This window comes from Aminipila terrae (assembly GCF_010120715.1).
GTDB lineage: Bacteria > Bacillota > Clostridia > Peptostreptococcales > Anaerovoracaceae > Aminipila > Aminipila terrae.
Genome location: NZ_CP047591.1, coordinates 996,596 through 1,017,118, shown reverse-complemented (window position 1 = coordinate 1,017,118; position 20,523 = coordinate 996,596). Strand labels below are relative to the sequence as shown.

Annotated in this window: 17 protein-coding genes; 11 read left to right on the top strand and 6 right to left on the bottom strand. The window is 37.6% G+C overall.

The window, feature by feature from the left end; all coding sequences use genetic code 11:
* Nucleotides 1-4 precede the first annotated feature (4 nt).
* On the bottom strand, nucleotides 5-1,570 hold the full coding sequence (locus tag Ami3637_RS04805; RefSeq protein ID WP_162361568.1) for a PucR family transcriptional regulator: 1,566 nt from the start codon (nucleotides 1,568-1,570) through the stop codon (nucleotides 5-7).
* A 200-nt stretch (nucleotides 1,571-1,770) separates the two neighbouring features.
* Between Ami3637_RS04805 and Ami3637_RS17830 the strand changes: the two genes are divergently transcribed.
* The 5 genes from Ami3637_RS17830 to Ami3637_RS04780 all read left to right on the top strand — a co-directional run bounded on the left by Ami3637_RS17830 (nucleotide 1,771) and on the right by Ami3637_RS04780 (nucleotide 6,054).
* Complete coding sequence (locus Ami3637_RS17830; protein WP_162361567.1) at nucleotides 1,771-2,244, top strand: cytosine permease; 474 nt, start codon at nucleotides 1,771-1,773, stop codon at nucleotides 2,242-2,244.
* Nucleotides 2,217-3,047 (top strand): cytosine permease, encoded by an 831-nt coding sequence (locus tag Ami3637_RS04795; RefSeq protein ID WP_162361566.1) that lies wholly within the window; start codon nucleotides 2,217-2,219, stop codon nucleotides 3,045-3,047. Before Ami3637_RS17830 ends, Ami3637_RS04795 begins: the two co-directional genes overlap by 28 nt.
* A gap of 1 nt (nucleotide 3,048) precedes the next feature.
* Nucleotides 3,049-4,161: a DUF917 domain-containing protein gene (locus tag Ami3637_RS04790; protein ID WP_162361565.1), complete on the top strand. Its 1,113-nt coding sequence runs from the start codon at nucleotides 3,049-3,051 to the stop codon at nucleotides 4,159-4,161.
* 17 nt (nucleotides 4,162-4,178) lie between these two features.
* Nucleotides 4,179-5,450 (top strand): Sapep family Mn(2+)-dependent dipeptidase, encoded by a 1,272-nt coding sequence (locus Ami3637_RS04785; protein WP_162361564.1) that lies wholly within the window; start codon nucleotides 4,179-4,181, stop codon nucleotides 5,448-5,450.
* A gap of 223 nt (nucleotides 5,451-5,673) precedes the next feature.
* Nucleotides 5,674-6,054 (top strand): hypothetical protein, encoded by a 381-nt coding sequence (locus Ami3637_RS04780; protein WP_162361563.1) that lies wholly within the window; start codon nucleotides 5,674-5,676, stop codon nucleotides 6,052-6,054.
* Nucleotides 6,055-6,152: 98 nt separating this feature from the next.
* Here Ami3637_RS04780 and Ami3637_RS04775 read toward each other — a convergent pair whose 3' ends face one another.
* Together Ami3637_RS04775 and Ami3637_RS04770 are read right to left on the bottom strand one after the other, a co-directional pair.
* Nucleotides 6,153-6,914 (bottom strand): hypothetical protein, encoded by a 762-nt coding sequence (locus Ami3637_RS04775; protein ID WP_162361562.1) that lies wholly within the window; start codon nucleotides 6,912-6,914, stop codon nucleotides 6,153-6,155.
* A 52-nt stretch (nucleotides 6,915-6,966) separates the two neighbouring features.
* The gene (locus Ami3637_RS04770) at nucleotides 6,967-7,221 is read right to left on the bottom strand and encodes a hypothetical protein (RefSeq protein WP_162361561.1); all 255 of its coding nucleotides are present in this window, start codon (nucleotides 7,219-7,221) and stop codon (nucleotides 6,967-6,969) included.
* A 380-nt stretch (nucleotides 7,222-7,601) separates the two neighbouring features.
* Here Ami3637_RS04770 and Ami3637_RS04765 point away from each other — a divergent pair, with 380 nt between their 5' ends.
* The gene (locus tag Ami3637_RS04765) at nucleotides 7,602-8,150 is read left to right on the top strand and encodes a hypothetical protein (RefSeq protein WP_162361560.1); all 549 of its coding nucleotides are present in this window, start codon (nucleotides 7,602-7,604) and stop codon (nucleotides 8,148-8,150) included.
* A gap of 110 nt (nucleotides 8,151-8,260) precedes the next feature.
* Here Ami3637_RS04765 and Ami3637_RS04760 read toward each other — a convergent pair whose 3' ends face one another.
* The 3 genes from Ami3637_RS04760 to Ami3637_RS17300 form a co-directional block, all read right to left on the bottom strand.
* Entirely contained in the window at nucleotides 8,261-8,872 is a 612-nt protein-coding gene (locus tag Ami3637_RS04760) for a DUF2238 domain-containing protein (RefSeq protein ID WP_162361559.1), read from the bottom strand.
* A 133-nt stretch (nucleotides 8,873-9,005) separates the two neighbouring features.
* Complete coding sequence (locus tag Ami3637_RS04755; protein ID WP_162361558.1) at nucleotides 9,006-9,779, bottom strand: prolipoprotein diacylglyceryl transferase; 774 nt, start codon at nucleotides 9,777-9,779, stop codon at nucleotides 9,006-9,008.
* 80 nt (nucleotides 9,780-9,859) lie between these two features.
* Nucleotides 9,860-10,396, bottom strand: a complete 537-nt coding sequence (locus Ami3637_RS17300; protein WP_243158105.1) for a hypothetical protein — start codon at nucleotides 10,394-10,396, stop codon at nucleotides 9,860-9,862.
* A gap of 276 nt (nucleotides 10,397-10,672) precedes the next feature.
* Here Ami3637_RS17300 and Ami3637_RS04745 point away from each other — a divergent pair, with 276 nt between their 5' ends.
* The 5 genes from Ami3637_RS04745 (at nucleotide 10,673) to Ami3637_RS04725 (ending at nucleotide 20,473) form a co-directional block, all read left to right on the top strand.
* Nucleotides 10,673-13,411 carry an S-layer homology domain-containing protein gene (locus Ami3637_RS04745; protein WP_162361557.1) on the top strand — a complete coding sequence of 913 codons (2,739 nt, stop codon included), beginning with the start codon at nucleotides 10,673-10,675 and terminating at the stop codon, nucleotides 13,409-13,411.
* A 138-nt stretch (nucleotides 13,412-13,549) separates the two neighbouring features.
* Nucleotides 13,550-14,563 (top strand): glycosyl hydrolase family 18 protein, encoded by a 1,014-nt coding sequence (locus tag Ami3637_RS04740; RefSeq protein ID WP_162361556.1) that lies wholly within the window; start codon nucleotides 13,550-13,552, stop codon nucleotides 14,561-14,563.
* 228 nt (nucleotides 14,564-14,791) lie between these two features.
* Entirely contained in the window at nucleotides 14,792-16,189 is a 1,398-nt protein-coding gene (locus tag Ami3637_RS04735; protein WP_162361555.1) for an oxaloacetate decarboxylase subunit alpha, read from the top strand.
* Nucleotides 16,190-16,265: 76 nt separating this feature from the next.
* The gene (locus tag Ami3637_RS04730; RefSeq protein ID WP_162361554.1) at nucleotides 16,266-18,428 is read left to right on the top strand and encodes a DNA topoisomerase 3; all 2,163 of its coding nucleotides are present in this window, start codon (nucleotides 16,266-16,268) and stop codon (nucleotides 18,426-18,428) included.
* A gap of 95 nt (nucleotides 18,429-18,523) precedes the next feature.
* A complete protein-coding gene (locus Ami3637_RS04725; RefSeq protein ID WP_162361553.1) occupies nucleotides 18,524-20,473 on the top strand; it encodes a fructose-1,6-bisphosphatase in 1,950 nt (649 codons plus the stop codon).
* Nucleotides 20,474-20,523: the final 50 nt, after the last annotated feature.

The window sequence follows — 20,523 nt, the reverse complement described above, 5'->3', positions numbered from 1 at the left end:
ATTCTTATTGGGTTAGGACCCGATATAGGGCAACAGCCAGATAAACCTCAAAAGTCATGGGCATTTGATTAAAATCCATATTTATGAGATCGCGGATTTTTGATAATCTGTATTGTATGGTATTACGGTGGACAAATAAAAGTTCCGCCGTTTTTTTCGTTTCTGAATTGGCATCAAGCAGATAAGTTGTCAGGGTATGGACAAGATCTGCCTCACCATCTTCAATAATGGGATAGATTATTTTAAGATATTTTTCCCGTTCCGTATGTCCTGCGTTCAAAATGGAAATACATTTGTTTGCAAAATTTATTTCACTGTCTGTATAAAATTTCTTTAAGGGGTAGATTTTGCAGGTAAGATTAATACTGTCACCGTATGTCACGTATGAACTGCGAAAATCTTTTATATGTTCAAGATTATTGAAAAAGCTATAGCATTTGATGGATTTGTCTTTCGTAAATTCACAATCTAATTCTTCCAGGAGAATGTTGTCCAGTGGGCGATTTTTTGCAAAGCTTCCTAATATAATGATGTGGTTACTAAATGAGTCTGATATAAAATTCTTTTCATAGTTACTAAAAATGCAGCGTATCCTGGACAGCGCCTGTATGGTCAGATCTGTTTGCTGGTAAATGGGCTGTATATCAAGAATCATCATGGCATTATAGCTTGATAAAGTTATATTGAAGATAGCAGCAATGTGGGCGGCTAGATCGTAATCTCCCTCGATTAATGCGGGAATTAAGGATTCTTTTGTAGAAAGGTTTAAATTATAATTCCAGATAGTAGCAAATAACTGAATGATTTCTATAACCTGATTCATTATGGAAGTGGTGAGTACTTCATGCATAGTAGCAGCGTATAGGGCAAGATCAGCTCCTTTATGGTCCGTAAACTGCATTTTAAAAAAACTGTAAGAATCTGTTTCATCACTTTGCGTAGTACGGCTAGGAGTTTTAAAGGCAGACTGAACGATCTTAAAGTTTAGGACATTTGTCAGGGGCCAGTAAGCGCTGCCAATTATATTTTCGCTTTGGTCACATAAGAAGAAGGCAGCTTTGGCATAGTCTGATGCGAAACGGAGCACATTGGCAATATTTCGCTCTGATGAGGGGAGCTGGGAGATTCTTTCCATGGTGTTATTCACAAAGAAATTACTGCTTTTCCGATCCATAAAAACAGCCTCCATAATATCACTTATGACATCACTATACCGAAGCCCCATATTTTCACCAGGGAGCAGGATAATAGGAAAATCAAGTCGATTGGCAGTATCAATCAGTTTTTGGTCGATATGCTTAAGTATCATGCCCGAATAAAATAAAATCAGACCTACTTCACCGCTTTTTTTATATTCTTCTATTGCCTTGCATTGTGCTTCTACATCATCACGTATGGAATAAAAGGCAGTAATAAGTAACTCATTTGCAGTTTTGAAACAGTCATCATAACATTCAAACTCCGCAACTGAAACGGTATTTACAATATTAAATAATCCATCACGGCCTGCAATTACACTTCCAAGAGACAGGGATGGCAGCTGCAGGCAGTCTTTAACTGTTATACTCATAATATTCTCCTTATGAAGATCTTTGCTAAATATTATCATAACAGAAAGGCTTAATCAACAACCCTTTGTGCATATGCACAAAAACTAAAAGGTATTTTTAATAGAACGATTAATGACATATAGATTAGTTAGTGATAAAATACAGAAAATTTCAAATATAATAACTGTTGGCCACAGGAATAAAAAAGGAGGAGGTTGTAATGGATAAAGAAAAAAACAAAGCAGAAGTTAATGCTTTGACTCCAATACCAGAGAATGAAAGAAAAAGTTGGATTTCGATGGCATTTGTACAGGCAGGGATTTGTGTCTGCGTGCCAGCGTTTCTTGAAGGCGCTCTACTTGCAGAAGCCATGCCTGTATGGCAGGCAATTGTTTCGGGAACCCTGGGTTACGTAATAGTAGTTATTGTCATGTCCATACTGGGCATGATGGGATGTGACCTTGGAATACCATCATGCACTCTTACTAAATCTACTTTTGGTGATAAAGGTGGGCGGTATATTGTAAGCCTTTTATTTGCAATTAACCTTACCGGCTGGTTTGGAATTCAGAATGGGTTGTGCGGTGAAGCTTTTACTAATTTTATGAGCCAGTATGTGGGAATTGAGATACCAGTTGTAGCTTCCAACATTATCTGGGCCTTATTATGTTACTTACTGCAGTATACGGCATGAATGCACTGGAGAAACTGGATTATATATCCATACCCCTTTTGATGATAATCATGACGATTGGGACAGTCCTGGCAATCCGGAACTATGGAATGGAAGGGATGAACAACAACGTGACTCAGACTATGAGTTTCCTAGGGGGTGTTGGGTTATCTTTCAATTTCTATGCAGTAGGAACGATTACTGCAGCAGATATTACAAGGTTTCAAAGAACAAGGAAGGATACCATTAAGTCTGTTGTATGGGGAGTCTTTCCCATGGGAGTCATTACGCTGGTTTTAGGGGTACTGCTTACAAAGATTGCAGGGAATTACGACATCAGTATGGTTTTAATAGATGTGGGAATACCTGTAGCCGGAGTGACTGCATTGGTTCTTGCAACATGGACGACAAATTCAACAAATGCATATAGCTCCGGACTGGATCTGGTAATGGTATTTAAGATTCCAGATAACAGGAGAAGAGAAGTAACTATTGTAGCTGGACTTGTGGGAACAATTCTTGGAGCCTTAGGTATCCTTAATCATGTGGAAAGTTTCTTAAGCTTCCTGTCTTTCCTTGTCTGCCCAATCGGAGGAATTATGATGGCAGATTACTGGATAGTAGGTAAAGGAAAAGCAGAGAACTGGCATCCTGTTGATGGATTTAATAAAATAGGTATCATCTCCTGGGCTTTGGCAGCTGTAATTGCTTATTTATGCAAGATTGAGTATTTGGGAATCGTAGTTGGTTTAATTGTATATTTGGTTTTAGAACGGTTCGCTCCTTCATTATCAAGAGAAACAGAAAAGAAAGTTGAGGCATAATATGAAAAAGTTAACAAAACAGAATATAATTGATATTTTATACGGATGTGCAGTGCTTGGTACCGGCGGTGGTGGAAATCTTGAAGATGGACTTGCTATGATGGAGCAGGACTTTAAAGAGGGAAAAGAACTATATCTTGCCAGCCTTGACGAATTGCCAGATGATGCATACATAGCTACTCCATATTGCTGTGGTGCTCCCGCAGCTCTGGATGCAGAGGAGGATGATAAATACAAGAGACTTCCTCATATTGACTACCCAGCTTCTATATTGGCCTTTAGAAGTCTTGAAGAATATTTTGGTGAAAAGTTCTTTGCGGTTTCCTCAACAGAACTTGGGGGTGCCAATACGGCAGAAGCATTACACACAGCATGCCAGCTGGGCATTCCGCTGATGGATGGAGATCCTGCTGGAAGGTCTGTGCCCGAACTTCAGCATTCAAGCTATTTTGTAAAAAATAAACCAATTAATCCAATGACTGTGGCAACAGAATATGGGGATGTTGTAATATTAAAGGATGTGGTAGATGATTTCAGAGCAGAGGAAATTGCAAGATCCATTGCCTGTGTGAGTGGTGCAATGGTAGGTGTTACAGATCATCCTATGAAGGGAAAAGATTATAAGGAATCCATTATCCCTGATGCTATCAGTTACTCTATGAAAATTGGTGAAGAATTGAGAATGGCAAGAGACAAAGGGAAAGATGGAGAAGGCGTTACCAGTGCTATTGCAGACGCTATGGACGGAAAGGTTCTTTTTAAAGGCAACGTGGAGAAAACACCATGGGAACAGATAGGAGGATTTAATATTGGAGAAATTCACCTTATGGGGACTGGTATATATGAAGGTGAAAAGTATAGAATCTGGTTTAAAAATGAGAACATTATGGCATATAGAAATGATGAAATTGATGTTACAGCTCCGGATTTAATCTGTATGATTGGGGCAGATGGTACTCCCGTTACTAGTCCAAACTTTCAAAAGGGAATGGAAATAAATATTTTAGCTCTTCCTTCACCAGAAATCTGGACCACTAAAGAAGGTCTCGAATGCTTTGGGCCAAGGCACTTTGGTTTTGATGTTGACTATGTTCCATTTAATGAAAAATATTAATTAAAGAAGGTTGTGATATGAAAACTTATATTAAAGAAGATGACATGCTGTTTAACCTGAAAGAGCTTGTTTCCATAAAAAGCATAAGTGGTCCAAGTGAAGGAGATTACCCTTTTGGCAAAGGACCTTTTGATGCGCTCCAGTATTGTCTTACTTTATGCAGAGAATTTGGATTTAAAACAAAGCAATGTGACAACTATATGGGATATGCAGAAATTGGACAGGGAGATGAAATCATGGGAATCCTGATTCATCTTGATGTTGTTCCTGCCGGTAATGGATGGAGCTATAATCCCTTTGATGTAACCATTACAGAGGACAAAGTTTATGGCCGTGGTGTCAGTGACGACAAAGGCCCTGCAATTGCTGTTATCTATGCCATGAGAGATATTCTTAAAAGCAAGAAACCTTTGAACAAACGAATACGACTCATATTTGGCTGTACTGAGGAATCCGGAGAATGGCTGGATATGGAGTACTACAAGAGAACTGAAGAACTACCAGACTTTGGTTTTACCCCAGACGCAGATTTTCCTTTGATCTATGCTGAAAAAGGTATACTGATTCTTCAGATGAGAATGAAAAAAGAGGAATCTGACATAAAATATGTAGAAGCTGGAGAAGTTCCTAACATGGTTGCCTCTCGTTGCGAGGTAACCGTTGTTGATCAGGATGGTAATGAAATTTCTTTAATAAAAAACGGTAAGTCTGCCCATGGGAGTATGCCCTGGCTGGGCAACAATGCTATTGGGCTGGCCATGAAAGAAATAAGGGGAAAGTTTGCAGATTTCTATAATGAAAACTTCGGTCAGACCTGGGATGGTTCATTACTTGACTGTAAAGTTAAGGATGAACAGAGCGGAGAAATTACAATAAATCCAGGAATGATTAGAAGTGATGATAAGTGGGTCCGGTTGATTTTAGATATAAGATATCCGGTCACTTATACGAAAGAGGATATTGTAAATAGAATTTCAGTAAAAGTATCTCCTTATGGTGTTGAAACGGATATCCTTGGAGGGGAGAATCCCATTTATATGAACAAGAACAGTGAATTTATACAGAACCTGCTAACTGCATATCGGGATGTGACTGGAGACCATACAGAACCTATGACCATGGGAGGAGGGACTTATGCTAAAGCAATGGATCACATTGTTGCATTTGGACCTGTATTTCCAGGGAGAGAGTGTACGGAACATCAGGCTGATGAATACATTTTTATAGAAGATTTGTATAAAGCAAGGGAAATATATAGAATTGCCATTGAAAGAGGCTGCAGCAGCTAAATGCTACTGCTTCCAGATTAAAAACCGCTAACTGAGGGACTCGATTAGCGGTTTTTTAATGTGTTTAAATATTAGAAGAGTACAGAGTTAAATACGGAAATCAGAGGATTTTAACTCGTATGTATCTATTTAGTAATTTTAAATCAGTTATAAAATTGGCACACTAATTCATATATTTAACATAGTTTATATAAGCAGGTAATAATAGAAAGGAGATTTTGTATTGAGATTTAAGCGTAATCCTCAATTCCGTAAAGGGGATAAAGCTGTTTCTTTAGTATATCATCCACCAGAGATCAAAAGCGGTACTGAAGTAACAATTATATCACCACATTTTGGCACCATTTATGCTGTAGAATTACCAGATGGAAAACTTCACCGGTGGATTGCAGATTTTGAATTACGTTCATTAAATACCAAGCATCACAGACTAAAAGCTGGAGATTCCGCAATAGTATTAAATGATACAGGACACCATGGTATAAACAAAGGGATGGTCGTAAAGATTGTAAAACCTATCATTGATTATTTTTATGATGTAAGGCTTCCAGATGAAAGTTATCACAGATGGCTTGCTGAATTTGAGTTGGCTTACCCTGTTTAGAAAATAAAATAAAGTTATTCCTGAACAAAATATAAAAAAGGGCAAAAACTAATAATTAAAAAAGTTTTTGCCCTTTATGATTCATTTACATGGCTATACTATGATTCACAATGCACCGGACAGCCTGGAGCTTCACCTGAATTAAACCGTTCAAGTGGTTCTTGAAATTGAGGTGCCCCTGTTGTTCCACCTGCAGGTGAGTTAGCCAGGAATACATTTGCATTGTTAATTGCTTCAATCACGAAACTACAAATGTCAGCACCTTGAGCTTCCAAAGCTAAGATGTTTAAATTAGCTGCCAGTAGCTGCGCATAAAGCTGTTGATACTGCTGGGCAAGCGGAGGATTTGCTGGTGCCGGAGGTGACGGAGTATTAAAGTTTAACACAGCATTTGCATTAGCCGTGGTCACTGTAAAGCTGAGCCCATTGCTATCGGTACCCAAAATAATGGATCCACCAGCGTTCGTTATTAATGCATTGGTAAAGTCAGGGTTGTTTTTAAAGAACCCAATAGTGTGGGTACAACCAGCTGTACCTTCGCATGGCCCGATATCCGGCACGCCACACACTATTCCATTTCCCACAGCTGAAGCAGTCGCAGAGAAAGTTAAAGGTATCTGAACACAAATATTTTGGCTTACTGTAAAAACGCAGTTCCTTCGTAACTCTCCTGGACAGCTTCCGATGATAGGATTTCCTACACAAAATGAGGTAGGTGTTCCGCTTACTACGCTAGGTGTAATCGTTACGGTGCCCTGGACACAAACGGTTTCATGAACTGTGCTTTCACATGTTTCTTCTTGCTGAAGAGGTAGCACTACTTTTTCATGGGAATTATTACAATCAGCACAAACTGACATATATTTTCACGCCTTTCAAATCTATAAATAATATTACACATGCTTATGGTAGTTATAGCATTTGCATGTAAGATCGTTTTCTATTATTAATACACTCTGTGGGATTAATATCCGGTCTGTCGCAGCAGGCAGTTCCTTTATGAATATCAACTTCCGGTCTGCCACAGCAGGCAATCCCTTCATGAATATCAACTTCCGCATCTATACATATAGGAATTTCAATACAGATTACTTGGGTCAGAGTATAATTATATTTACATGGTGAACTGATGGGCTCACAAGTGGTATTATAATCATATCCCCGCAACTGGTACAACCATAAGAGTCGTGATTGGAGCAATCAAAATAATTATGGTTATTACATTGATGATTTGGGTAGATACAGGAGTTAACGCAGTGCACTTTAGGGGTTCCATGTTCTATCAGTGGTGTAACTGTAACCTGTGCTTGCACTTCCACTAATTGGTGGATAACATTTTCTTTAGAACATTTATTATATTGATCAGGCACAATAAATCCCTCCCTCGTTCATGATATGAGATATGATTGTAAGTGTGCCATATTAGGCCTGAAAAAGATATAAAAAGCAGCTATATACCAGTATAACTTTAACACTTTGGCTAACTTCTTCATATAATTATACTATACCTAGATTAGGTGAATATTATATAAAAAAGGTGATGAAAAATGTATAGAAATAGACAATGCAATTGTCAGTGTGAGCAGGAGGACGCTATTGAAGCAATCCAAAAAGGCATCTGCAAAATCAAAGAAGGTATTAAAGATATCCAGAATGGCCTTGATGCCATCTGCTGCTGTAAAATTGGTGAGGGCATAAAATGCATTGAAAAAGGACTTTGCAAAGTTGAAAAAGGTTTATCCGATGTAATTGATGGATTAAGAGATGTGGAATTTGAATGTGATTACAGAAGTAATATGGGTATTAAAGAAGGTGTTTGCGACCTCAAGGATGGTGTGAAGGGTGTGCAGGAAGGATTGTGCCAACTGCAAAACTGCTGTCTTTGTGAAGGAATCCAAAGTGTTACTGAGGGGCTGCAGGACCTTGAAGCAGGTTTATGCAATCTGGTAAAAGGTGTAAGTGATATAAATTCAGAGAGAGAAAACAGAAGAAACAATAAACGCTGTGGTATGAGTCCCGAAACAACATATGAAATAGATATGATAAAATCTGCGGTTGCATCCGAAACGACTACTAAACCAAGCATTTACTTATAGAGGAAAGCTGGTTTAAAGCCTCTTTGGGTAAAAAGATAAATACCGATAAAGAAAATAAATTATCTGTCAGCCGTTTCAGAAAGAGCTCTGAAGCGGCTGATTTTATGTAATTAGTTCATCTTTAATAATTCTTTGTCATGGTAGTTACTTAGTAAACATAAAGAAGTGATGGAACCAATTAAGGCCATTAACATATCCCATTGTGTATCCCAAATGTCACCCTGTGTACCTAAAAATGCTTCTGCACTGTCACCGGTAAGCTTTGCAATTGAAAATTCAAATAGCTCATAAGTTGCACTAATGGAAAGACATATAGAAACAACCAAAAAAGGCATATATTTCTTTTTATTTAGAACTTCATTTCTTATAAGTATTTCTCTTGTAATGATGGCAGGAATGAAACCCTGCGCAAAGTGGCCTAATCTGTCATAGTAATTCCTGCTTAAGTGAAAGGTATCTCTGATCCAGTTAAAAACAGGCATTTCCGCATAAGTATAGTGACCGCCAATTATTAGAATTGTTGCATGTATTAAAATCAATATGTAGGCCAAATCGGATAGCTTATATTTGGGATACAGGTATAATAATATAAGAATTCCTATTAGTGCTGGCAGGACTTCTAAAAACCATGTAAACAAGTCTTTAGGGTTTATGACCGACCAGGTTAAAATGCCAAGTAACGTGACGAATAGCAGCAAGTGAAATCTCTTGTTATCCCTCATTTTCTCTCCTTTATTGTAGTAAATTGCAATAGACTGTTATTTCATTATAACTATGAGCCGTTGGTTTTCAACATTATTATAAATAAATTCAGAATAAGTTAAGAATCAGAAAAATAGCAAATATCAGTGCAAATTAATTTTTTAAACGACTAGAGGTAAATAAGAATATTCCTAGAGGTAAAATAATAATAAGGCTGATCCACTGAGAGGATGATATTCCCCAATACACTCCCCGGATACTATCGCCCCTTAAAAATTCAAGGAAAAATCTTTCTATGGAGTAAAACGTTAAATACAGCCCCAATAGTTTATATGGTTTATGAGGCTTTTGGGAATAAATCATTAGGATTATAAACAATGTAAAATTTATTCCAGCTTCCAAAAGTTGTATTGGAAAAATAGGAATACCATTTGGAGCAGCAATTGAATTAGTATAAACTACACTTATTTTTGATTTGACAGGTATACCATAGCAGCATCCGGCCATGAAACAGCCGATTCTGCCAATACCATGAATTAAAGGTATAGATGGCACAGATAATTCAATCATTTTCACTGGAGGTTTCTTATAGTAATGACAATATAAAAAGGCTGCAGCTAATCCTCCTAACAGCCCCCCATAAAAGACGAAACCACCTTCCATATAAGAAGTAAAATGGTTTATATCCTTAAATATTATAGCTTTATTGTTCCAGATGTCTCCAAGGCTACATATTAAATATAGTAATTTCCCTCCCACAATAGCACCGATTAATGCGTGAAGTAACATTAAGAACTCTTGCTCTGGGGAGATGCCATTTTTTTTTGCTCTCAAACAAGCGATTACTATTCCTACTGTAAATGCAATCAGGTTGACTAAACCATAAGAAGCAATCTTAAGACCACAAATATTTAGAACGGAAAACATACATTTATCCTCCAATAATAAAACGGGCTATTAACTGAATAAAACAGTAATCGCCCGTCTCTTAATTTAGCATATTTTAATTATAAAGCAGCCAAAGCACCAGCACATGAAACACATGCTACAAGTGCAACAGCACAAAGCCCCAGTGCAACTATGCTTAATACGATTCCAGCGGTTGCCATACTTGAAGGCTGCTCATTTTTAGCTAATGTACCTAAAACAATTCCTACAATTGCCAGAATCATTCCAAGAAATGCGGTATAAGCAAAAATGACACAAACCAAACCAACAATACCTAAAACCAGAGAAGCCACCGCCTTACCATTAGATGGGGATTGCTGCTGGTTATTCTGCTGATTGTTTCGTTGGTTATTCTGCTGTATATATGGTTGGTAATATTGTTGATAATTCTGTTTGTTAGCTTGTTGCTGACTTTGTTTAACAGTTTGTTGATTAATCTGCTGTTCAGTTTGCTGATTGCTCTGCTGTTCAGTTTGCTGGTTGCTTTGCTGTTCGGTTTGCTGGTTGCTCTCTTGTTCAGTTTGCTGGTTGCTCTGCTGTTCAGCTTGCTGGTTGCTCTGTTCATCATTTTGCTGGTTATTTAAATTATTATCCATATAAAATTTCCCCCTAATACACATAAGTTTTATCATCACAAGTTTCATAAACAATAAAAACTTTATTTAAAAACACCCAATATTACTTTTTATTACATTTATAAAATCTATATCTAAAATTATAACCTAAAATATTCCAAATTGCAACAAGTTACGACTCTTGTGCAAAAGCGATTATTAAATGTTATTCAAATTAATACAAGTTTTTGTTGTAATAAATAGATGATTATTGTAAAATTATAGAAATTTAAAGAATTTTAGGAGGATAAATTAGACATGAAACGATTAATAAGTCTTATTGCTATTATTACAATGTTAGTGACAATAACAACTGTATCCCCTGTATCATCATATGCTATAACTTCAACATCTTATGCATTTGATGTTCTATCAACTGGATTAAATCAAGCTATTAATGTGATTAAAGGACCTGATAATAAGCTCTATATTTCGGAATATGGTGGCGGTAGTATTGTTAGGGTAGATCGAGACGGTCAAAATAAAACAAATTCCGTAACGGCATTAAATCAACCCATAGGAATGGCTTTTGACGGCAGTGGTAACTTATATATTGCGGAACACGCTGGTTCACAAATAGACAAAGTCAGCGCAGGTGGAGCTAAGACAGTTATAAAAACTGAAACGGGGCTCTTAACTGGACTTGTGATTGATAGCGGCAACAATTTGTATGCCGTACAGTATTCATCTGGAACAATCCTGAAAATGAATTTAAATGGATCAGGGTCCACCGACTTTGTCACTGGTCTGGGGTCGAATTCAATCATAGGCATGACCATTGATTCAGCTAATAATTTATATGTTGCGGATCGTTCTGGCGGGAAAATAAAGAAAATCACACCAAGTGGTACTGTAACTGATTTTATAACCGGATTAAGCACACCAACATGGGTTACATTAGGAGAAGATGGATATTTTTATGTTTCCCTTGGGTCTAGAAGCATAGAAAAATATGATGTAGACGGAAATAAAGTAGCAGCCTTTGCAACGCCATCTACCATAGGCTATCCATGGGGAAGCTATGTTGATCAGGCTGGTTCCATTTATTTTTTATCACTTGGTTCTGTTTGTAAAAAAATAATAGGAACAGCAGGAACAACGGATAAAACACATATTGAATTAGTTTTAAACACAACCCTCTCAGATGGCATAGTGGATACAGCTGCCTTTAATGTCTCAGGTGTAGCATCTAATCCGCAAATTACAGAGGCAATCGTTTCAGGGTCAAGTATACGTCTGACTTTAAATGATAATATGTCTTACACAGATAACATTAAAGTGAGCTATGCCAAAACAGGCACTAATAATTTAGTTGTTTCGGGCAAATCCATAGAACTGGATGATTTTACAAATATGCCAGTTACCAATAATATTTTAAAGGTAACTAGTGTTGCAAACCTTTCAGATATCAACGTCTCCAACGGAACAAATTTAAGTACAATTACAGGTCAATTGCCAGCTTCAGTTACCTTAACCCTAAGCAATTCCACAACCACAAACTCAGCAGTAACCTGGGATGGAGGTACACCAACTTATGATGGCAATACAGGTGGAACCTATGTCTTTAGTGGCACGGTAGCCATAAGTGAGAATCTTTCTAACCCAAGTAATTTAAAGGCAAGGGTCAATGTCATTGTAGCACCGGCATCTTCTGGAAGCAGCGGAAAAAGCAGTCATTCTACCACATCTCCAACTGCATCAACTAACGATAACACCATCGTTAAAGTGAACGGTGAAGAGCAGCGAATCGGAACTGAAAACAAATCCAACGAAAACGGTGTGTCAAAGGTTCAAGTATCTGTAAATTCAGATACTATGGGGAAAATGATTGACGCAGAGATGAAAGCCAATTCATCTAAGGAGACAGGAAAAACCAATGTTGCAGAAGTTAATGTTATGGATAAATCAGCAAATATTGCTATTGTAGGTCTTACTGGTGAAATTGTAAAAAAACTGGATCAAAACAATTTTGACGTACTCATTAAAAAAGGTGAAGTAGCTTATAATATTCCAGCAAAAGAACTTACAGTAGATGACATTGCAAAAAAACTTTCGGTTACTCAGGAAGGATTAAAAGAAATTAAATTTGAAATTCAAATGAAACAAATGTCGAAGGAACAAGAAACCACTTATGGTGAAAAGGTAAAGGCAAATAATGGTGAGATACTGATTGCCCCAGTGGATTTCAGTGTAGTTGCAAAGGTAACCCGCGCAGATGGTTCTTCACAGGACGTTACTATTAAATCTTTCAAACAATATGTTCAAAGGATATTTGAAGTTCCAAGTGACGTAAATCCAAATGAAATTACAACAGGTATAGTATTTAATGAAGACGGGTCCTACTCGCATGTGCCAACTACGGTATTTAAAAAGGATGGTAAGTGGTATGCAGGGATAAACAGCTTAACAAACTCAACTTATTCAGTAATTCATAGTCCAATTACAGTGGAATCAGTAAAGGGGCATTGGTCAAAAGAAACAGTAGATGATATGGCATCACGGTTAGTACTGACTGATTACAAAAATTTTGATGCAAACAAAGCTGTCACAAGAACTGAATTTGCAGATTATATTGTAAGGGCTTTAGGACTGTACAGAGAAGATGAAAAATCCAAAAGTATTTTTAGTGATATCACGGTAAACAACAAAAATAATGTAAGTATTCAAAAAGCAAATGAATGGGGCATCATTAATGGGTATCCAGATGGGACATTCAGGGGAACAAATACTATAACAAGAGAAGAAGCCATGGTAATGTATGCAAAGGCAATGGACATTGCTAAGGTAGCAGATAACAAGTCAAACAAATTGGCTGCCTATACAGATAGCGCTAAAGTAGCAACTTGGGCAACACCATCAGCGCAGCGAGTGGTAAATGCAGAAATATTTAATGGCAAAGGTAATGGTATATTAGATCCAAAAGGAACATTAACTGAGGCAGAAGCACTAACTGCTGTTCGAAATTTATTGTTGAAAGCAGAACTTATTAATAAGTAGATTAAAAGCAGAGGATTAGTAAACACTAATCCTCTTTGCTAATCACTAATAAAAATGTAATTATATTAAAAAAATATTTGTTAATTGTAAGATAAAGGAACCTCCAGATGCATAAAATGTACCTGGGGGTGCTTTTATATGGATGAAATAATTGTGAATGGATATGTGTATCCAAGTGTTGAGCCAGAAGTATTACAGTCATGGCTGTCAAATTTATCGTTAATTTCTACATTTAGCTATGGTATGACTCCGGAAGGGTATTTAATACCTTTAGATGATGAAAAATTAATTGAAGCGGCTAATAGCTCTGAGGTAGGTTCCATGATGGTACTTACACCCATGAATGAAATGGGACAGTTCTCAGAATACCTGGTAAGTGATGTACTTGAAAATCCAGATGCAGTGGAAAGACTGTTAAATGAAATCCTATATGAAATGAAAAAGAAAAATCTTTTTGGTGTGGATTTTGATTTTGAATACGTACCGGCAAAAAATAGAGATCAATATACAGATATGGTTGCTCAGGCTACGAAAAAGTTTAACCCGGAGGGTTATTTAGTAACAGTTGCCCTGGCTCCTAAAACTTCAGCAAATCAGCAGGGGCTTTTGTATCAGGGCCATGATTATGCCGGTATGGGGAAAGCGGCTAATTTTACACTGCTTATGACGTATGAATGGGGATATACCTATGGACCGCCCATGGCAGTGGCACCAATTAATAAAGTTCGGGAGGTTATTGAATATGGGGTTAGCGAAATTCCTCCTGAAAAAATTCTAATGGGAGTACCAAACTATGGGTATGACTGGAAACTGCCTTTTGTGCCCAAAGAATCTATGGCGGAAAAAATAACAAATGCGGAGGCAGTCAGAAGGGCTAAGGAATATGGTGCAGAGATACAATTTGATGAAGTAGCACAAAGTCCACATTATACTTATTGGAAAGAAGTAACCAGTCAAAATGAAGATGGAACACAAGAAACTACATACGATCAGCACGAAGTGTGGTTTGAAGATGCCAGAAGTTATAAGGCCAAAATGGATGTAGTGAAGGAATATGGATTGGCAGGAATCAGCATCTGGAATATTATGAGTTACGATCCTAACTTAGTGGAAGCCATAACAAATGCATTTGCTGTATCAAAATTATTGTAAAGTAATCCTATTTACAATGCTATCTAAAGGAAATTTAATAACAAATATTTATATAAACAGGACTATCTGATAAAAATAAACTGGATAGTCCTGTTGACTTTTTTGAAATAGTTAATTATAGTATAAATAGTTAGAAATTAAAATATTAGAATTTAAAAATATATTACAATTTAGATAGAGAAATATTAAAGACAAATTGATAGAAGGAAATATGTGGGAGGAAAATGTATGACGAAAGTCAAAATTACAGAAACAGTTCTCAGAGATGGCCAGCAGTCACTTATGGCGACCAGAATGAAGACTGATGAAATGATACCTATTCTGGAAGTGATGGATTCTATTGGATATAATGCCATAGAAATGTGGGGCGGTGCTACTTATGATGCCTGCATCCGGTTCCTGGATGAAGATCCATGGGTAAGACTGAGAAAGATAAGGAAGAGAGTAAATAACACGAAGCTGCAGATGCTTCTAAGAGGGCAAAACCTGTTGGGTTACAGACATTATGCAGATGACCTTGTAGATGAATTTGTAGACAGAGCTATCGATAATGGTATAGATATAATCCGGGTGTTTGATGCATTAAATGATACGAGAAATTTACAAAGGTCTATAGAAGCCTGCAATAAGTTCGGTGGACACGCGCAGGGAGCAATTTCGTACACCAAGAGTCCAGCTCATGACAATAATGTTTTTATTAATTTGGCAAAAGAAATGGAACAAATGGGAGCAAAATCTATCTGTATTAAAGATATGGCAGGACTTCTGGACCCTTATAATGCATATGAACTGATTACAGAAATAAAGAAAGTGATTTCTGTTCCTTTAGAACTTCATACCCATTCAACCAGTGGACTGGGCAGTTTAACTTATCTAAAGGCGGTAGAAGCCGGAGTAGATATTATAGACACAGCTATATCTCCATTTGCAGAAGGGACTTCACAGCCGTCTACAGAGTCTATGGTCGTTGCATTTAAAGGAACGCCCTACGATACAGGACTGGATTTGCGCCAGCTGAACAAAATCGCGGAACATTTTAAACCAGTCCGTGAAAAGTATATTGCGGAAGGTCTTATCAATACCAAGTTAATGGGTGTGGATGTGAATACACTGGTATATCAGGTACCAGGCGGTATGTTGTCAAACCTGCTGTCACAATTAAAGGAGTCTAATTCAGAGGATCGTTTTGATGAGGTCCTCAAAGAAGTGCCAAAAGTAAGGGCAGATTTGGGATTTCCACCATTGGTAACCCCGACCAGCCAGATTATAGGGACTCAGGCTGTTCTCAATGTTTTAACTGGTGAACGTTATAAAATGGTTCCCAATGAGGTTAAAATGATTGTGAAAGGTATGTATGGAAAAACCACTGTTCCAATAAGTGACCAGGTAAAAAAGCAAATTATTGGAGATGATGAGCAGATTACCTGCAGACCTGCAGACTTGCTAGAACCAGAGCTGGATAATGTTAAAAAGGAATGTGCAAGATATCTGGAGCAGGAAGAGGATATCCTTACACAGGCAATGTTTCCAAAGAATGCAGAAGATTTCTTTCAGAAAAGAGCAGGAAGAATATATGGCATGGACTGGGATCTTGTAGATGAAGAGGCAATGGCATATCCAGTATAAATAAAATTAAAATTCAGACCGCCCATAATGAGGCGGTCTGTTGGCATTTTTGGCTTGTTATGTTATACTTAAAGTTATGAAATTAGTAATAGCAGAAAAACCCAGTGTTGCTGCAGAAATCGCAAAGGTGATGGGTGCAGATAAACGGGGCAATGGATTTTTTAAAGGAAATGAATATGTGGTGTCCTGGTGTGTGGGACATTTGATTGAGACCGTTATGCCAGAAGCTTATGACGAGAAATATCAGAAGTGGCGCATTATGGATCTGCCTATTATACCAAACACCTGGAAATATCAAGTGTCTGCAGGAGTGCAGGCACAATTTGACGTGGTTAAAACCCTCATGGAGAGTGATGATATAGATGAAATCGTCTGTGCGACGGATGCTGGACGAGAAGGGGAACTAATATTCCGGCTGGTATATAATCAGACAGGATGCAATAAAAATTTTAAACGGTTATGGATCAGTTCAATGGAAACCAAAGCCATAAAAGATGGATTTGCTAAATTAAAAGACGGTAAGGAGTATGATCGGCTGTATCAGGCAGCCTTATGCAGACTGCAGGCTGACTGGCTGGTAGGAATTAACTTCTCCAGACTGTTTGCATGCATGGCCAATGCACAGATTAATATCGGACGGGTGCAGACTCCTACTGTAAATTTAATCGTAGAACGGCAGAGAACCATAGATAATTTCGATTCAAAACCCTTTTTTATTCTTACTGCCGCCTGTAGTCATGATGGTACGAATTTTACGGCAACCAAAAGGGTGGAAAACAAAGAAGAAAGTGATAAAATTGTTGAAAAATGTACTGGAAAGTCCGCTGAAGTAGTATCCATGACCCAGGCTCCAGTTAAAGAAAACCCACCGGCATTATACGATCTGACAACATTGCAAAGAGAAGCAAACAAAATGTTAGGGCTGTCAGCACAGCAGACTCTGGATGCCACTCAGAATCTTTATGAAAAGAAGCTGGTTACTTATCCAAGAACGGATAGCAGATACCTGACAGGGGATATGGCAGACAGCACCACCAGGATACTGGAAAGCATTCTGAAGGCACCTTATATAGACAGTAGGACCCCAGAGCTTTATAACCTTGATGCCGTCAACACAGAGCGTCTTATAAATGACAAGAAAGTAACAGACCACCATGCCATTATTCCCACTATAGAAGCATGGAAGGCATCAGATAAACTGCCTAAGAATGAATTTCATATATTGCTTTTAATCATATATAAATTGCTGACTGCTGCTTATGTGCCTCATGAGTATATTAAAACAGAGCTGTTTTTAAATATTGAAGGGGAAGAATTTAAGGCTACTGGAAGACAAATCTCTGAAAATGGTTTTAAAGAAATAGCCGCTCATTTATCTGAACTTGTTAAATCCAGTCAGAAAGCAGATGCAGAAGAAAATGGCAAGGGAAAAGGAAAAAAGTCAAAGAAGAAGCAGACCGAGGAAAAAGAAGAAGAAATAATCCCAGCACTGACAGAAGGAGAAATTATCCAAAATGTAGAAGTAACTTCAAAAGAAAAGAGTACCCAGCCTCCTAAGCCTTATACAGAGGACACTTTGCTTTCTGCTATGGAAAACGCCATGAAAACCCTTGAGGATGAAGAGTTAAAGAAAGAAGTAGCAGGAGCGGGATTAGGAACACCGGCTACACGTGCAGGAATCATAGAGAGGATTATTAAGACCGGATTTGTGGAACGAAAGGGGAAAAACCTCCTTCCTACAGAGAAAGCCTTTGAGGTTGTGGACATAGTTCCAGAAAAAGTAAAAAGTGCAGTTCTCACAGCAGAGTGGGAGCAGAAGCTGGAACAGATTTATAAAGGGGAGTTTGCCAGCGATGAATTCATAGAAGGCATTGTGACTTTTGTTGGTGAAATGGTGAAAAGCTATACGGAAGATTGTGTCTATGACGAAAAAGGAAGAGAAATCATAGGGAAATGCCCACGATGTGGAAAAAATATTTATGAAGGAAAAAAGAATTATTATTGTGAAGGCGGAATGGAGTGTGGGTTTACAATCTGGAAAGAGGATAGGTTTTTTGTAAGCAAAAAAAAGCCCCTGACCAAACCCATGGTAAAAGCATTTTTAGAAAAAGGCAGGATAAAAGCAGTAAACCTTTATTCAGAAAAAAAAGATACCACCTATTCAGCCTATATTTTTATGGAAGATACAGGACAGTATGTAAACTTTAAGTTATACTTTCCCAAGAACATAAATTTCTAATTGGAAAGAAATTATATTTTTAACGTTTATATTGCTTTTATATAAAGGCTTTAGTATTATTTTATTAGTTATGTTTTTATGAAGGGAAACGGGAAATGTTTGAAGAAAAATATTTAAAGTTGTTGTCCAGAGAGTACCCCAATATTGAGAAAGCATCTGCAGAAATTATAAATCTAAGAGCAATCTTGAGTCTGCCTAAGGGGACCGAATATTTTTTAAGTGACTTACATGGAGAACATGAAGCATTTATTCATATGGTCAAAAGTGCATCCGGTGTTATCCGGTCAAAGATTGATGAAATTTTTGAAAAACGTCTGCCGGAAAAAGAAAGAGACAAGCTGGCATCACTTATTTATAATGCTGAGGCAGAGCTTGAGAGAAGACAAAGAGAAGAAAGCGATTTCAATGAATGGTGTCGTGTAACTATTTACAGACTGATTGAAGTGTGCAAGTCCGTTTCTACAAAATATACCAGATCAAAGGTAAGGAAAAGATTACCGAAAGACAGTGCATACATCATTGATGAACTTTTACATGCTGACGATGAATCCAATAAAACCCATTATTATAATGAAATCATTAATTCTATTGTGGAATGCCAGGTGGCAGAGCAGTTTATCATCGAATTGTCAGATACCATCAGCAGGCTTGCAGTGGACAGATTACATATAATCGGAGATATTTTTGACAGAGGAGCGCATCCGGACTATATCATGGAATACCTGATGAAATTTCATGATGTTGACTTCCAGTGGGGAAATCATGACATTGTCTGGATGGGTGCTGCAACAGGAAACTGGGCATGTATAACAAATGTTATAAGAATGAATATCAGCTATAACAATTTTGACATGCTTGAAATTGGATATGGTATAAATTTAAGGCCTTTAGCTGTTTTTGCAGCCAAAGTCTATGTAGATGATCCTTGCACTTACTTTGCACCTCATATGCTGGACAGAAACACTTTTGACCCAGTGGACGAACAGCTGGCTTCTAAAATGCATAAAGCCATTGCTATTATACAGCATAAGGTTGAAGGACAGAGAATCATGTCTCATCCGGAATATAAGATGGATCACAGACTGATTTTAGATAAAATTGATTCCCAAAAAGGAACCATCAGGATAAAGGATATGGAGTGGGAACTCAGAGACACCAATTTTCCTACAATTGATCCTACTGATCCTTATAAGCTTACAGAAGAAGAAAATCTTCTGATGAATACCCTGGAGGCTTCATTCCTGGAAAGTGAGAAACTGCAGGAGCATATTAAATTCCTTTACAGCCATGGAGCAATGTATAAATGCGTAAATGGCAACCTTCTTTATCATGGATGCATACCAATGACTGAAGAGGGAGAATTTGAGGATGTTACTTTGAACGGTTCAACCCACAAAGGTAAGGCGTTTATGGATTACCTGGATGATGAAGTGCGAAAAGCTTACTTTAATCCACTGGCATCAGATGAAACGGGCATATCTGGAGACATTATGTGGTATCTGTGGCTGGGAAGTAAATCCCCATTATTCGGAAAAGATCAGATGACTACGTTTGAACGTTCCTTTATAGCGGACAAAAAGTCTCATAAAGAATATACAGTACCTTATTATAAATTGGTTAATAATCGGGAAACCTGCGAAAAGATTTTAAAAGAATTCGGGTTAAATCCGGATACCTCCCATATTTTAAACGGCCATGTACCTGTTAAAATTAAGGATGGGGAAAGCCCTGTCCGAGGTGGAGGAAAGTTGTTTATAATCGATGGAGGAATATCAAAAGCATACCAGAAACAGACTGGTATTGCAGGATATACTTTTATTTTTAATTCGAGATTTATGGCCCTTGCCGAACACAAGCCGTATAGTCCAATGAAAGAGGATGGCAGTCAGGAATTCCATGCGCCGACTATTAAAATCGTTGAGAATATGCCGGTCAGATTAACTGTTAAAACATCAGATATAGGAGAAGACTTACAGCTACAGGTCGAAGACCTGAAAAACCTTGTAAGAGCCTACAGATCTGGCTTAATAAAAGAAAGTAAATAAAGTGAAGTAATATACAAATGAGCTGATTTAATCAGCTCATTTGTTGCTTA

Bases quoted from the DNA above. Each gene is read 5' to 3' on its own strand.
- Ami3637_RS04775 (WP_162361562.1), bottom strand. From the start codon at position 6,914: ATGTCAGTTTGTGCTGATTGTAATAATTCCCATGAAAAAGTAGTGCTA.
- Ami3637_RS04760 (WP_162361559.1), bottom strand. From the start codon at position 8,872: ATGAGGGATAACAAGAGATTTCACTTGCTGCTATTCGTCACGTTACTT.
- Ami3637_RS04785 (WP_162361564.1), top strand. From the start codon at position 4,179: ATGAAAACTTATATTAAAGAAGATGACATGCTGTTTAACCTGAAAGAG.
- Ami3637_RS04755 (WP_162361558.1), bottom strand. From the start codon at position 9,779: ATGTTTTCCGTTCTAAATATTTGTGGTCTTAAGATTGCTTCTTATGGT.
- Ami3637_RS04745 (WP_162361557.1), top strand. From the start codon at position 10,673: ATGAAACGATTAATAAGTCTTATTGCTATTATTACAATGTTAGTGACA.
- Ami3637_RS04730 (WP_162361554.1), top strand. From the start codon at position 16,266: ATGAAATTAGTAATAGCAGAAAAACCCAGTGTTGCTGCAGAAATCGCA.
- Ami3637_RS04740 (WP_162361556.1), top strand. From the start codon at position 13,550: ATGGATGAAATAATTGTGAATGGATATGTGTATCCAAGTGTTGAGCCA.
- Ami3637_RS04765 (WP_162361560.1), top strand. From the start codon at position 7,602: ATGTATAGAAATAGACAATGCAATTGTCAGTGTGAGCAGGAGGACGCT.
- Ami3637_RS04790 (WP_162361565.1), top strand. From the start codon at position 3,049: ATGAAAAAGTTAACAAAACAGAATATAATTGATATTTTATACGGATGT.
- Ami3637_RS04725 (WP_162361553.1), top strand. From the start codon at position 18,524: ATGTTTGAAGAAAAATATTTAAAGTTGTTGTCCAGAGAGTACCCCAAT.
- Ami3637_RS17300 (WP_243158105.1), bottom strand. From the start codon at position 10,396: ATGGATAATAATTTAAATAACCAGCAAAATGATGAACAGAGCAACCAG.
- Ami3637_RS04795 (WP_162361566.1), top strand. From the start codon at position 2,217: ATGTTACTTACTGCAGTATACGGCATGAATGCACTGGAGAAACTGGAT.
- Ami3637_RS17830 (WP_162361567.1), top strand. From the start codon at position 1,771: ATGGATAAAGAAAAAAACAAAGCAGAAGTTAATGCTTTGACTCCAATA.
- Ami3637_RS04805 (WP_162361568.1), bottom strand. From the start codon at position 1,570: ATGAGTATAACAGTTAAAGACTGCCTGCAGCTGCCATCCCTGTCTCTT.
- Ami3637_RS04735 (WP_162361555.1), top strand. From the start codon at position 14,792: ATGACGAAAGTCAAAATTACAGAAACAGTTCTCAGAGATGGCCAGCAG.